The organism is Furfurilactobacillus curtus (genome assembly GCF_054657915.1).
In genome coordinates, this window is the sequence record NZ_BAAHXU010000001.1 from 1287789 (window position 1) to 1302629 (window position 14841).

Genomic DNA, 14841 nt, shown 5'->3' on the forward strand with positions numbered 1-14841 from the left:
AAAAATCACATTCAACAAGTGGAGGAAAATGCATGTCTATCTTTGCGATTGGTGGCTTTCATGGTCTAGGAACTTTCCGGTTGTTGCATCGCGGCTTTAGTCAAGATCCACGCAGCGCAATGATCATACTGCTATTTTTAGTCATTATTATCGCCATCTATCTACATCGTCGGCAGTAATGGATCAATCTATTTTAAGAAAGTGAGGCGCTTCGATGGCGCTTTTTCGATCACATATTGCGCCTTTTAAAGACGAACATGACTTTTATGCGGAACTCTACCATAACCAGTTTATTTTTGAATAATTTCAGCATCTCATTAAGCAACATTCAGCTAGGCCTGCCCCACCCACCATTAATGTTGCTCTGTTGCTTCAGTCAAACCGTGGACTGGCGGTTTCATGACGAATAACTGTTTTTTTGAAATAAACGGGCACTGGCTCCGCAAAAGCATGACCCACCAATGTGGCCTCTCCGATCTCTTGATGAGCAATTGTTGAAATCAGCAATGAGGGCACCATCGCTAACGTTTGCAATTCAGATGTAGTCGTTAACCGGTGAACGATTAAGTTACCAAACTCCCCCAGTAATTGAACTGGCAAATCAAGAGGACTTTGCGTTGTCAGCAGCAAGTATAGCCCCACTTTGCGGCCTTCTCGAGCAATTCGTGAAAGACCATCTTCACTAAACGCGCCTATTTTAGTTGCGGCTGCAGTTAAGTAACGGTGAGCCTCATCAACCACCAGAACAACTGGTTGTTGCGCAGATGGATGCTGCTTAATCGCTAACAACTGAGCGGCCAAAATTGAAACAACTAATGCCCCAGCAGCTAAATCTTGACTTAACGCTGACACATCCACAACCAAGCAACGATCAGACGCTTTAACGGAAGCAAACAAACGCATTAAGTACACTACGTCCAATTGCGTATGAGCAGATCGCTGCCGCATTTCCTCAGCATTCATTGGCAAGCGAAAAACCTGTTGGAAGGCGCGTGTTGCTAATAATCTTCTGATAGCGATTAATGCTGGCCCCAGTTCACGTTGCCGTTTACCGTCATATTGTTGACCGATCAAAGCGAAATCAGCCTGTTTGCCGACTGCTGGTATCACACATTCTTCTAATAATTGAGTTGGTAATAATTCAATATGATAGGGTCGTGGAAAATCATGCAGCTGTGCGACCTGCCGCTCATAAATTGACCAGGGACGACCTAATTTTTGGTACGGGGTTTTCTGATGCAACACATTATTAGCAACCCGTAAGCTCGTTATGGCTTGATCAATCAAGACAATCACTGCTGGATCCTTAATTCCAGCCAACGAAGCTAATTGCGATGCAGTGAGCATCCGATAATCAAGAAAGGCATTGGTCCCAAGCTTTCCCACGACCGCGTGAGGCAAATGGGCATATTCGCCGGTTGGATCAATCACGATGGCGGTTTGATCGTTTTCCATTAAAGCATTGATCAGCGTTACCGTGGTGGTCGATTTACCACTGCCCGTCTGACCCACGATTAACAAATGTTGATTGAACCATTGATCAGCGGTTAGTCTGACCGGTCTTGCCTGCGATCGCGTCACCGCTACATCAGTTAGCACTTTGGTCATCAATTACCCCTCACTTTCATCAGTCCATGGCAAAGTAAAGTCAGCCATAAAGCTAGTCACCCATTGCTGTTGGTTTTTGACCTGCTTACCGAAGCCATCAATGAGGGCATGCAGCTCTTGAAATTCATCCCAGTTCAAGCTCGCATTCATTTCGACTAGCGTTTGAAAGGCACGGTAAGTCGCCGGAACCTTCACACCCATCCAACCAAACTGGCGACGAGCATAAGTATCAGCGATAAAAAGTGGCTTATGAAAGCCGTATAACATAATATCATCTGCCGTCTCATTGCCGATTCCTTTAACAGCTAACAATTCAGCCTGCAAAGTTGCCCGATCCATTTGTTCAATTTCAGCTAAATCATCGTGATGTCGACCGACCCACTTGGCGGCTTCGATAAGATAACTCGCCTTGGTCCGGTATAATCCGGCTCGTTTAATCACTTCAGCTAAGTCTTCAACCGAATAGGCACGAATTTGAGCCGGATCATTATTGGTTGCCGCGAGCAAATCTCGAGCAGCTGCATCTGCATTCGTTGAACTAGCATTTTGAATTAAAATTGCCGTCCACATCACTTGCAGAGGTGATTGGGCCCACAATGCGCCAATCGTCATCCAATTTTGTGGTCCCATATTCGTTTCTAAAATGTTGTATAGTGGTCGTAAATTCATTATGGTTATCCTCTGAGGTTATTTTAGCTTACTCACTACTGAAGGAAAAGGAACTACACATGTCCGAAATAATCGTGCGTACGGCAAAAAAAACTGACTATCCAACTTTGGAACGCATTTATTTTATCGATCGTTATCGTGACTTTCCATGGGTCAATCAACCCCAATTAACCGATTTCGAACGAGATAGTCGACACGAATACATTCTGGTCGCCGTTATTGATCAAAAAGTTGTCGGTTTTCTATCATTTTACCGTCTAGCTAACTTTATTCATTTATTATTTGTTGATCCTGCCTATCGCCATCAACATGTCGGTTATCGGTTAATTGAAACGATGCGTCAATCCGCAACCGGCTTAATGCAATTGAAAGTCGTCACAACTAATTTCTCTGCCCGCGCTTTTTATGAACGGCTTGGTTTTCAAGAAACCAAGCGTGATGATTTAGCGACTCCGCCTAATATCACTTTAACCGATACCAGACGGGACCAGTATCCATTTTTAGCTCTTTACTAGCTACCACCAAAATAAAAGGACAAACTATTAATGAAGACACAAACTCACTTTAGTGCAGAAATTAAACACTGGCTTGCACTAGCCGCCATTTGTTTGGGCATTTTTATGGCCTTACTGGACGTCACCGTCGTTAATGTGGCATTGCCTACCGTCCAAAAAGACTTTAATGAATCATTCGATAATCTGCAATGGATTATCAATGCTTATACAATGATGTATGCCGTATTCTTACTCGTCTTCGCCAAACTTGGTGATCTGTTCGGACGCAAGCGATTTTTCCAACTAGGGATGGTCATCTTTACCCTGGGATCGTTAGCATCAGCTCTTTCGCAAAGTGGCCTGCAGCTCAACTTGGCTCGCGGCGTGCAAGGTGTGGGTGGTGCGGCGATGATGAGCCTTTCAATGGCGATCGTGGCAGCGACCTTTACTGGTCAAGAACGTGGGATCGCGCTGGGGATCTGGAGCTCAGTGATTGGGCTCGCAACTGCCATTGGTCCGTTAGTTGGCGGTATATTAGTTCAGTTATTTTCTTGGCGAGCAATTTTTCTCATTAACATCCCAATTGGTATCATCGCGTTAGTCTTAGGAAGATGGTTCATCAATGACTCTTATGGTAACCGGCATGGGCATATTGATTTAATTGGCCTGATCCTAAGTACATTAGCTATTTTTGCTATTATTTTAGGTCTTCTACAAAAGGAAAATCATCCTAGTTGGGCATGGAGTAACCTGCATATTGTCGGACTATTAGTCGGTGGATTCATCTTATTAGTTAGTTTTGTACTGATCGAACGTCATCTTAGTGATCCAATGATTGATATGCATATGTTTGCGTCCCCTTCATTCGTCGGTTCAGCTGTGGCATCCTTTGGCCTAGGTGCTGGTTTGTACGCCTTTTATACTTACCTAACCGTGTTGATGCAAAACTATATTGGTTATTCTGCAATGCAAACTGGCATTCGGCAACTAACGATCAGTGTCTTTAGCCTTTTCTTAGGTCCAATTGTCGGAATGCTCACTAATCGCTTCTCCAATCGCTGGCTAGCCTTCAGTGGGTTAGTTTCAATCAGTCTCGGACTATGGCTTATCTATCGATCGATTAATCCGACCGTCACCTATGTCGACTTTGCACTCGGTTTCGTCTTTCTTGGTTTAGGTAATGCCACTGTGAACCCACCACTGTCATCGGCTGCCATTGGTGGCGTGAAACCAGAGCATGTCGGCATGGCCAGCGGAATTGCCAATGTCTTTCGCCAGTTTGGCATTAGCTTTGGGGTCGTGACGTTAGGTATCCAACTCACCAATGCGTATCAACAATCTCTGACCGCTTCGCTGCCTAGCATTAAGCTCCCCCAAACTGCATTGTCCGGCATCCAACACGGTCTCCTGTCGGCTGGTCCATTTTCGGGTCCAGCCGTGCTAGCCAGTAGTCGAGCTAGTCAGCTGCGACGATTACCAGCATTTAAAGCGGTACATGGCGCGGTCATTAATGCATTCGACCTTGGGATGAAACATGTCCTCCTCTTATCGATGGTCTTTACCATCGGCGGTGCAATTGCTGCCGCACTGTTAATTCGTGATCATGATGACTTTAATCAATGACCGGTACGTAAAACGCCCAGTCCGAAGTTTTTATCTAAACTTCGGACTGGGCGTTTTTGGCTATTATGCACATTCATTGAATCGCATTAGGATTTTCAAACGTATTCACGATATGCCCGTCAGCAAATACAAAAAAGGCTCCAGTTTGCCCACGTTGGCCTTGTTGCATTGCAGCCTGAGAAAAGCCATCAAAATTATATGCCATTTGACCATCAATTGTTGACGCACCTAAAAATTGATAAACGGTATCCCCTTGGTTCGTTCCATACTGAGCTATTAGCGCATTTAGCGCCGTAGTTTGGTCGCTAACCGCCACTTTAGCCGTTGAGGTTGCTGCAGCTGGCGTTTTGGCGCTCGTTGTTGTACTTGAGGAATCAGATGTAGAACTCGCCACAGTACTGCTCGTCGATCCGCTGGCTGAAGTAGCTGATTGTGAACTGGAACTGAAACTCGACGTGGCGTTCATCTTTTTAGATGATTGACTCGTTTGCGACTGACTTGAAGTCGATGTTTTCGATTGCTCAGCGCCAGACCTGCAGCCAGCTAATCCTAATACCATTAACGCGCTCATTCCAAGCATAATGAACTTCTTCATAAAAATCCTCCCAGGCCCCATCAATATTCCTTTAACGTGGTTCAATTATAATTTTAAGCGTTGCTGACTTGCAAGCCGATTCACGACTTGTCCGGAAAATTTAATTTACACATTCACGTATCAAATTTGTAATAACTCAATAATTAACCAGTAGTGTTTAAAAAAATTAATTTGAGGTTTTTTTTACATATTTATGGCACAAATGTTGTTATAGCAAGGAACACTTTAAAACAAAATAAGAAATACGTGAATTAATCGTGAATCGGAACATAAATTCTTTAATATCAGCTTGAACACGGCACAATTACGAACGCTTAACGCCTTGAACTATATATTTGATCGTGTATACTAACAACTGCTAAAGGCCCTCGTCATCTCGATTAACAACTGAAAGGGGGGATGCCATCGCGAACTGTGGATTGGAAAGGAGGTGCGTCCGAACAAAAGTTAGTCCGGCCAATGCCAATCAGAAGAATGCTAAGCCGAATCAACTTTTGTTCTCGATCTGAATCGGACACGCGACTGTTCTAAGATCACGATTAACCAGTCTTTCGATGACGTTTGCTAGTTTTAATTTCTTACAAAATGGTGTTTGTGTCAGGGCACCGTTTACATATAGAACATTACCAATTTGAATGCTTACCCATGAGGTGCTTATGAACTTAACAATTTTATCAACCAGTGATATTCATGGTTATATTGCGCCAATTAACTATCATGAACAAAATCAAGTTGGTCCCGGCGGATTAACGCGGGTTGCGGCCTATCTTGAAGAAATCAAAACCATGGCCGGTTACAATGACATGATTTTAACTATCGATAACGGTGACTTTATTCAAGGATCACCATTAACCGAATATTTACATCGCTTTGATCCATTTGTTGCGCCTGATTTGAGTCGAATTATGAACCGAATGAAATATAATGCAGCAATACTAGGCAATCACGAATTTAACTACGGTCGCGATTATCTGGAATTAGTCATGTCCAAACGCCAATTCCCAGTACTTTGTGCCAATATTTTAGATCAAGATGGCAAACCCTATTTTGGCACGCCTTATCACATTTTTAGAAAGCATGACGTCACCGTCGCGATCCTTGGATTGACCACGACTGCGGTTACAAAATGGGAACCACGCCGTCATCTAACCGGACTATCCTTCGTTTCAGCAGTACAGACCGCCAAAAACTATCTGCCGCAATTACAAAATCAAGCGGATGTGGTTGTCATCGCTTACCATGGCGGTTTTAATGACAAGCCTCTGTCATCTGACGAATCAGACGAAGCCACCGCCCTAACTGCGCTCCCTGGCGTCAATGCGATGATCACCAGCCACCATCAACCACTCGCCACCATAGTGAACAATATTCCAGTCACCCAGGTTGGTTGCCATGGAGCTAGTATTGGTCGGCTAGATTTAACCGTTGATCAGCACCATATCACACAGACAAAAGCGAGTCTAATTCATACAGATACGCGGTTGCCCTCCTTAATTCCAGTTCCCCCAACGATTCAAACGGCTGAATTAGAAACCCGTTCGTGGTTAAATCAAGAAATTGGCTGTTTTCCAGGTGGTGCTAAACTATCTGACCTTACAGATGCACAAGTTCACGGTCATCCGCTCATTGATTTTTTTAATCAAGTTCAATCAGACGCCGCCGCAGTAGACATCTCCGGTGCCGCTATTCTATCAGCGACTGGTCAAGGATTTGAGGAACAGGTGACGATGCGCCAAGTCTTGACTAATTATCCGTTTTCAAATTCACTGGCAGTGCTCGAAGTCACTGGTGCCGATTTATATGCTGCTTTGGAAAGATGTGCCGGCTATTGGCAGTGGAACAACGGTCAATTAAATCCGGTCGCAGCGAGTCGGCCGAACCAATATGATCTTTTTACAGGGATTGATTATATTTTTGATGTCAGCAAACCAATCGGCAAACGGGTCGTCGCCCTCCATTATCATCATCAACCAGTTAATCCCGATGATCGCCTACACATCGTTTTAAATCACTACCGAGCACTGGGTGGCGATGGTTTTCCAATGTTTTCCGCCAACAAAATTATTAAAGAGATTCCGATTAGCATGCCAAAATTAATTGAACAATATTTTAAAAAACATCCGCATATTAATCTAACTCACCAACGTTTATATAAAGTAACAGCGAAAGATATCGTTTTGTAGACAAAAAAACACCCTGATTCCGTCATCAGTTCGAAAATCAGGGTGTTTTAGGCATGGTTAACTCAAATGACGGAGCATGTTGCCAACTCCCGATTCTTCCATGATGGTACGATCATTGACCATCTTCTTCAATAGTGAGACTTTGCGGCCGCGCAATTTCATACTGCCACGATCACCTAATTCGGCGATTCCGACGCTCGGTCCTAGTGAACATACTGTTCCGAGTGATTTATAAGTAAATGGTGTCATTGCGTTACCATCCAACTGAGCACGCAAATTTTTAGCTACATGAGTTGCCTGAGCGATAGAAATTTGCCCGGTCGTTGGATAGAAACGCCCACTTGCTGGATCAGGCACAGCGCTAACATCACCGATAATAAAGACCTCAGGATGATCCTTTAGTGTCAATGTCGGATCAACTGCCACGCGATTTCTTTTTTGCTGAAAGCCTGAATCTGCAATTACATGGCTGCCGCGCACGCCCGTCGTCCAAATAATCGTGTTGGCATTGAATGTTGTATCACCGCTCTTTACGCCCGTCGGTGTCACTTCATCAATCGGTGTGGACGTGTGGATAACCGCACCATGGTCGGCCAAGTATTGAACCGCATAATCCACTAACTTTTGATCAAACATTGGTAATACCTTTGGCGCCGCTTCTAAACAAGTGATTTGGATCAATTCAGCAGGCAAATGATATTCTTCAATCAGTGAAGGAATTCTGTGAACCAATTCGCCCAGTAACTCAACGCTAGTGAACCCGGCACCGCACACGATAATATGCAAGTCATTCTCATCTTGAGTTTCCTGGTACCCAGCCAATCGATCTTCTAAGTGTCGACGAATGGCTTCGGCCGTCTTAACATTTTCTAAGGGCAATGCATATTCATCTGCCCCTTTAATGCCAAAGTCCTCTGACTCAAAGCCAAGTGCGGTGATTAAATAGTCGTAAGTAAGTGGCTGACTTTGATCTGCCAGTGTAATTGTTTTGGCTTCCACATCAATTTTAGTTACCGTGGCTACCGTGAACGTGACATCCTCAGGCAATGCTTGTTTGATATCAAAGGTAATGTGATCTGGTTCATTAGTACCAATCGCCACGGTATGCAACGCGGTCGCTTCATAATGATATGGATCACGATTAATCAACGTTAAATGTACATTAGGCATTCCGTGCAACTCGCGTATTGCACGAAGACCAGCGTAACCAGCACCTAAAACAACAACTTCAGTCATAGTTAGTTCCTCCACTAAATTTTATTGATGTTACTCGTTCATCAATCTAAAACATCTATAATTTCATTATAAGTGGCAGCTGTTCAGATGTCTTAGAATACGCTTTCGCAATTCATAAAATTGCTTATATCTAAAAAAATAGTCTCAGAAATCGACGTTTGATTTCTGAGACTATTTTACTAATAAAAAACCACGTCTAAACGTGGTTAAACGAGACTAGATTCGATGCCGGATAGGTGACTCGAACACCTGACCCTCGGTTTACGATACCGATGCTCTACCAACTGAGCTAATCCGGCAAGACTAATTGGCACATCTGATAGTATAGCGAACTTGGCCGTTTGCTTCAAGTATCTTTCTAAATCAAAACGTGGGCCATCCAGCGACTAATTGGAAATCTCTTTTAACGGATTAAAGGATTAGCCTAGTGGATTAAGCAGACACATTGTCGATTGCGATTGCTATCCTGAACTTCACAGGCATTCATCAGAAACGCCCTGGGTCCACTCAGTTGATCCCCATTACGTCCAGGTTAGGCTAACTTCAATTTAACCCGGCTTTGTTTCTAAGTGCGACCGTCTTGATTAGCATCAGTCTGTTTATTCCAAAACGAAATGGGTTTTGGTATGAACCATCAGCTGTTTAGTTTTCATCACAACCGTCATTCTTCTTGATTAGCTTGGTTTGCCGTCTAACTTGGTCACTAATCGTCATCTTATTAGTTGAGATGAAGTCAAAAAAAATCGCCAATCCGCAGATTGACGATTCATATGCATGGCGACGGCCTACCCTCGCAGGGAGCGATCCCCCAACTACTCTTGGCGCGACGAAGCTTAACTTCCGTGTTCGGCATGGGAACGGGTGTATCCTTCGTGCCATCATCACCACACTCTGAGGGTTACCCACTCAAAACTGAATCTGATTCTTTTTATCTTAACCGGACCACCACTTCGTGGTTAAGTCCTCGACCGATTAGTACTAGTCCGCTCCATGTGTCGCCACACTTCCACTTCTAGCCTATCTACCTCATCATCTCTGAGGGGTCTTACTTCCATATAGGAATGGGAAATCTCATCTCGAGGCGAGTTTCACACTTAGATGCTTTCAGCGTTTATCTCATCCATACATAGCTACCCAGCGATGCGCCTGGCGGCACAACTGGTACACCAGCGGTATGTCCATCCCGGTCCTCTCGTACTAAGGACAGCTCCTCTCAAATTTCCTGCGCCCGCGACGGATAGGGACCGAACTGTCTCACGACGTTCTGAACCCAGCTCGCGTACCGCTTTAATGGGCGAACAGCCCAACCCTTGGGACCGACTACAGCCCCAGGATGCGATGAGCCGACATCGAGGTGCCAAACCTCCCCGTCGATGTGGACTCTTGGGGGAGATGAGCCTGTTATCCCCAGGGTAGCTTTTATCCGTTGAGCGATGGCCCTTCCATACGGTACCACCGGATCACTAAGCCCGACTTTCGTCCCTGCTCGACCTGTCTGTCTCACAGTCAAGCTCCCTTGTGCCTTTACACTCTACAAATGATTTCCAACCATTTTGAGGGAACCTTTGGGCGCCTCCGTTACCTTTTAGGAGGCGACCGCCCCAGTCAAACTGCCTACCTGACACTGTCTCCCGCCACGCTAAGTGGCGCGGGTTAGAGTGGCCGTATAACAAGGGTAGTATCCCACCAACGCCTCCTTCGAGACTAGCGTCCCGAGCTCTACGGCTCCTACCTATCCTGTACAAGTTATACAGACACCCAATATCAAGCTACAGTAAAGCTCCATGGGGTCTTTCCGTCCTGTCGCGGGTAACCCGCATCTTCACGGGTAATATAATTTCACCGAGTCTCTCGTTGAGACAGTGCCCAGATCGTTACGCCTTTCATGCGGGTCGGAACTTACCCGACAAGGAATTTCGCTACCTTAGGACCGTTATAGTTACGGCCGCCGTTCACTGGGGCTTCAATTCTGAGCTTCGCTTACGCTAACCCATCCTTTTAACCTTCCAGCACTGGGCAGGCGTCAGCCCCTATACGTCATCTTACGATTTTGCAGAAACCTGTGTTTTTGATAAACAGTCGCCTGGGCCTTTTCACTGCGGCTGCACGTTAGTGCAGCACCCCTTATTCCGAAGTTACGGGGTCATTTTGCCGAGTTCCTTAACGAGAGTTCGCTCGCTCACCTGAGGATACTCTCCTCGACTACCTGTGTCGGTTTGCGGTACGGGTAATTAAACGCTCACTAGAAGCTTTTCTCGGCAGCGTGACATCAACGACTTCCCTACTAAATTCGGTCCTCATCACAGCTTGGTGTTAAGCCCATAAGCATTTAACTCATGAACCACCTTGCTGCTTGACCAGACATTTCCATCCGTCTGGATCGTTTAGCCTTCTGCGTCCCTCCATTGTTCAAACACGTTTAACTAGTACAGGAATCTCAACCTGTTAGCCATCGACTACGCCTCTCGGCCTCGCCTTAGGTCCCGACTAACCCTGGGTGGACGAGCCTTCCCCAGGAAACCTTAGTCATTCGGTGGATCAGATTCTCACTGATCTTTCGCTACTCATACCGGCATTCTCACTTCTATGCGCTCCACCAGTCCTCACGGTCTGACTTCTCCGCCCATAGAACGCTCTCCTATCGCGCCACTTACGTGGCACCCACAGTTTCGGTAATGTGCTTAGCCCCGGTACATTTTCGGCGCAGAATCACTCGACTAGTGAGCTATTACGCACTCTTTAAATGGTGGCTGCTTCTGAGCCAACATCCTAGTTGTCTGTGCAACTCCACATCCTTTTCCACTTAGCACATATTTTGGGACCTTAACTGGTGATCTGGGCTGTTCCCCTTTCGACGGTGGATCTTATCACTCATCGTCTGACTCCCGGATAACACATCAATGGCATTCGGAGTTTATCTGAATTCAGTAACCCATGACGGGCCCCTAGTTCAAACAGTGCTCTACCTCCATGATGCTCTAATCCGAGGCTAGCCCTAAAGCTATTTCGGAGAGAACCAGCTATCTCCAAGTTCGTTTGGAATTTCACCGCTACCCACACGTCATCCCAGCCTTTTTCAACAGACACGGGTTCGGTCCTCCGGTGCGTATTACCGCACTTTCAACCTGCACATGGGTAGGTCACCTGGTTTCGGGTCTACTTCAACATACTCAATCGCCCATTTCAGACTCGCTTTCGCTACGGCTCCGGTCTTTCCACCTTAACCTTGCATGCTAACGTAACTCGCCGGTTCATTCTACAAAAGGCACGCTATCACCCATTAACGGGCTCTAACTACTTGTAGGCACACGGTTTCAGGAACTATTTCACTCCCCTTCCGGGGTGCTTTTCACCTTTCCCTCACGGTACTGGTTCACTATCGGTCACTAGGGAGTATTTAGCCTTACGGGATGGTCCCCGCAAATTCCGACGGAATTTCACGTGCTCCGCCGTACTCAGGATCCTGAACTGAGGGACTTTGATTTCGTCTACGTGGCTCTCACACCCTATGGCGACGCTTCCCAACGTCTTCGACTATCAAGGTCCTTGGTAACTCAAATGTTCAGTCCTACAACCCCAAACTGCAAGCAGTCTGGTTTGGGCTCTTCCCCGTTCGCTCGCCGCTACTTAGGGAATCGATTTTTCTTTCTCTTCCTGTTGCTAATGAGATGTTTCAGTTCACAACGTCTACCTTCAACTAGAGTATGTATTCCCCTAGTGATAACCAGCGGTTAAACTGGCTGGGTTCCCCCATTCGGAAATCTCCGGATCAAAGCTTACTTACAGCTCCCCGAAGCATATCGGTGTTAGTCCCGTCCTTCATCGGCTCCTAGTGCCAAGGCATCCACCGTGCGCCCTTGTTAACTTAACCTAACAGTTCTAAAGAACTGCGGTTGTGAGTTTAGCGAATAACAATTACTTGTTAAAAAACTCAAAAAACGCGGTGTTCTCGGTTTTTAATAAAAAGAATCAAGATTCAGTTTTCAATGTGCAATCCTCGGTCACTGACGTGACCAATGGAGGATAATGGGCTTGAACCACTGTCTTTCACTTGCAAGCAAGTGCTGCTCTCCCATCTGAGCTAATCCCCCATAGGTCATCACATGACTAAGCTTGAGAGTAAATCCCTCAAAACTGAACAACGTTTCCACTAATGTGTAAGGTTCCGATTTATTTCCTTAGAAAGGAGGTGATCCAGCCGCAGGTTCTCCTACGGCTACCTTGTTACGACTTCACCCTAATCATCTGTCCCACCTTAGGCGGCTGGCTCCTAAAAGGTTACCCCACCGACTTTGGGTGTTACAAACTCTCATGGTGTGACGGGCGGTGTGTACAAGACCCGGGAACGTATTCACCGCGGCATGCTGATCCGCGATTACTAGCGATTCCGACTTCGTGTAGGCGAGTTGCAGCCTACAGTCCGAACTGAGAATGGCTTTAAGAGATTTGCTTGGCCTCGCGACTTCGCTGCTCGTTGTACCATCCATTGTAGCACGTGTGTAGCCCAGGACATAAGGGGCATGATGATTTGACGTCGTCCCCACCTTCCTCCGGTTTGTCACCGGCAGTCTCATTAGAGTGCCCAACTTAATGCTGGCAACTAATCATAAGGGTTGCGCTCGTTGCGGGACTTAACCCAACATCTCACGACACGAGCTGACGACAACCATGCACCACCTGTCTTTCCGTCCCCGAAGGGAACGTCTTATCTCTAAGATTAGCAGAAGATGTCAAGCCCTGGTAAGGTTCTTCGCGTAGCTTCGAATTAAACCACATGCTCCACCGCTTGTGCGGGTCCCCGTCAATTCCTTTGAGTTTCAACCTTGCGGTCGTACTCCCCAGGCGGAATGCTTATTGCGTTAGCTGCGGCACTAAGGGGCGGAAACCCCCTAACACCTAGCATTCATCGTTTACGGCATGGACTACCAGGGTATCTAATCCTGTTTGCTACCCATGCTTTCGAGCCTCAGCGTCAGTTACAGACCAGGTAGCCGCCTTCGCCACTGGTGTTCTTCCATATATCTACGCATTCCACCGCTACACATGGAGTTCCACTACCCTCTTCTGCACTCAAGTTGCCCAGTTTCCGATGCCCTTCTCCGGTTAAGCCGAAGGCTTTCACATCAGACTTAAGTAACCGCCTGCACTCCCTTTACGCCCAATAAATCCGGATAACGCTTGCCACCTACGTATTACCGCGGCTGCTGGCACGTAGTTAGCCGTGGCTTTCTGGTTAAATACCGTCACAATCTGAACAGTTACTCTCAGATTCGTTCTTCTTTAACAACAGAGTTTTACGAGCCGAAACCCTTCTTCACTCACGCGGCGTTGCTCCATCAGGCTTTCGCCCATTGTGGAAGATTCCCTACTGCTGCCTCCCGTAGGAGTCTGGGCCGTGTCTCAGTCCCAATGTGGCCGATCAGCCTCTCAGCTCGGCTATGCATCATCGCCTTGGTAAGCCGTTACCTTACCAACTAGCTAATGCACCGCGGGTCCATCCTGAAGTGATAGCCGAAACCATCTTTCAAGCGAAAACCATGTGGTTTTCGTTGTTATGCGGTATTAGCATCTGTTTCCAAATGTTATCCCCCACTTCAGGGCAGGTTACCCACGTGTTACTCACCCGTTCGCCACTCGCTTCATTGTTCTTTCAATCTAGTGCAAGCACCGTCAATCTAGAACCAAAGCGCGTTCGACTTGCATGTATTAGGCACGCCGCCAGCGTTCATCCTGAGCCAGGATCAAACTCTCAAATTAATGAGTTATTTGAAATAGCTCTTGTTTTTGTTACTTGGTTATAAAGTGAATTGACTTCACAATTTGTATTGCTTTGAACCGAAGTTCAAAGACCCTACACATTTGATTCGTCGAAACGTTGTTCAGTTTTCAAAGATCTACTTTGTTGCCATGTGACAACTTAATTAGTGTATCATGCTATCAACTAGGAGTCAAGCAATTAAATGAACATTTTTTTGAAATCTGTTTATCAATAACTCGCTCTTCCGTAACAGCAAGTAATACTATATCAATCTGTTCTAGTTGGGTCAAGCATTTTATCAAGAAAATATTCAACATCGTTCAAAGATTACCAATATCGAACTCGTCGGTCGAATTCATTTTGGCAAACATATGCATTGTTCTAGAACAAAACAGCGATATTATTCATATTCATTTACTTTTATACCATTTTAGCTTTATATTATGCAAAAACCATTTTTCATAAGGAAGTAGCGTAAAAATATGAAATTAACTAAAGAATTTGACCTACTAATTCTATCCAAATATACATTCCCCCACATTAGCTACATGTACCCAATAAGAATGATCCAGAGCACGCTGACCAGCTTAACTTAATGGCTAGTGGAGAAATGCCAACGCTGGGTTCATCATTAGCAACACCCATCGCCCCCGCGCTAACAGTCTAAGGGTGTAA

At 45.8% G+C, this 14841-nt stretch carries 8 protein-coding genes, 2 tRNA genes and 3 rRNA genes; 4 read left to right on the plus strand and 9 right to left on the minus strand.

What is annotated here, in order from left to right; translation table 11 throughout:
- Positions 1-32: 32 nt before the first annotated feature.
- Positions 33-179 carry a hypothetical protein gene (locus tag ACYQ0Y_RS06165; RefSeq protein WP_407884374.1) on the plus strand — a complete coding sequence of 49 codons (147 nt, stop codon included), beginning with the start codon at positions 33-35 and terminating at the stop codon, positions 177-179.
- 193 nt (positions 180-372) lie between these two features.
- On the opposite strand, the gene ACYQ0Y_RS06170 is transcribed toward ACYQ0Y_RS06165, so the two are convergent.
- Together ACYQ0Y_RS06170 and ACYQ0Y_RS06175 are read right to left on the minus strand one after the other, a co-directional pair.
- Positions 373-1608, minus strand: a complete 1236-nt coding sequence (locus ACYQ0Y_RS06170) for an ATP-binding protein (protein WP_407884372.1) — start codon at positions 1606-1608, stop codon at positions 373-375.
- A 3-nt stretch (positions 1609-1611) separates the two neighbouring features.
- Positions 1612-2277, minus strand: a complete 666-nt coding sequence (locus ACYQ0Y_RS06175) for an endonuclease III domain-containing protein (RefSeq protein WP_407884370.1) — start codon at positions 2275-2277, stop codon at positions 1612-1614.
- A 59-nt stretch (positions 2278-2336) separates the two neighbouring features.
- Between ACYQ0Y_RS06175 and ACYQ0Y_RS06180 the strand changes: the two genes are divergently transcribed.
- Entirely contained in the window at positions 2337-2792 is a 456-nt protein-coding gene (locus ACYQ0Y_RS06180) for a GNAT family N-acetyltransferase (protein ID WP_407884368.1), read from the plus strand.
- Between the two features lie 30 nt (positions 2793-2822).
- A complete protein-coding gene (locus ACYQ0Y_RS06185) occupies positions 2823-4394 on the plus strand; it encodes an MFS transporter (protein WP_407884366.1) in 1572 nt (523 codons plus the stop codon).
- Between the two features lie 73 nt (positions 4395-4467).
- On the opposite strand, the gene ACYQ0Y_RS06190 is transcribed toward ACYQ0Y_RS06185, so the two are convergent.
- Positions 4468-4989, minus strand: coding sequence for a hypothetical protein (locus tag ACYQ0Y_RS06190; protein WP_407884364.1), 522 nt, complete (start codon positions 4987-4989; stop codon positions 4468-4470).
- A gap of 656 nt (positions 4990-5645) precedes the next feature.
- On the opposite strand from ACYQ0Y_RS06190, the gene ACYQ0Y_RS06195 reads away from it, so the two are divergent.
- Positions 5646-7172, plus strand: a complete 1527-nt coding sequence (locus tag ACYQ0Y_RS06195) for a bifunctional metallophosphatase/5'-nucleotidase (RefSeq protein ID WP_407884362.1) — start codon at positions 5646-5648, stop codon at positions 7170-7172.
- A gap of 57 nt (positions 7173-7229) precedes the next feature.
- Here the strand turns inward: ACYQ0Y_RS06195 and ACYQ0Y_RS06200 are convergent, their stop codons facing one another.
- The 6 genes from ACYQ0Y_RS06200 to ACYQ0Y_RS06225 all read right to left on the minus strand — a co-directional run bounded on the left by ACYQ0Y_RS06200 (position 7230) and on the right by ACYQ0Y_RS06225 (position 14165).
- Positions 7230-8408: an NAD(P)/FAD-dependent oxidoreductase gene (locus ACYQ0Y_RS06200; protein ID WP_407884360.1), complete on the minus strand. Its 1179-nt coding sequence runs from the start codon at positions 8406-8408 to the stop codon at positions 7230-7232.
- A 226-nt stretch (positions 8409-8634) separates the two neighbouring features.
- Positions 8635-8707 (minus strand) — tRNA-Thr (locus tag ACYQ0Y_RS06205).
- A 473-nt stretch (positions 8708-9180) separates the two neighbouring features.
- Positions 9181-9297 (minus strand): 5S ribosomal RNA (rrf, locus tag ACYQ0Y_RS06210).
- Positions 9298-9360: 63 nt separating this feature from the next.
- Positions 9361-12279 (minus strand): 23S ribosomal RNA (locus ACYQ0Y_RS06215).
- 146 nt (positions 12280-12425) lie between these two features.
- Positions 12426-12499, minus strand: a tRNA-OTHER gene (locus ACYQ0Y_RS06220).
- Positions 12500-12590: 91 nt separating this feature from the next.
- Positions 12591-14165, minus strand: a 16S ribosomal RNA gene (locus ACYQ0Y_RS06225).
- Together the 16S, 23S and 5S rRNA genes with 2 tRNA genes alongside form the textbook arrangement of a ribosomal RNA operon.
- Positions 14166-14841: the final 676 nt, after the last annotated feature.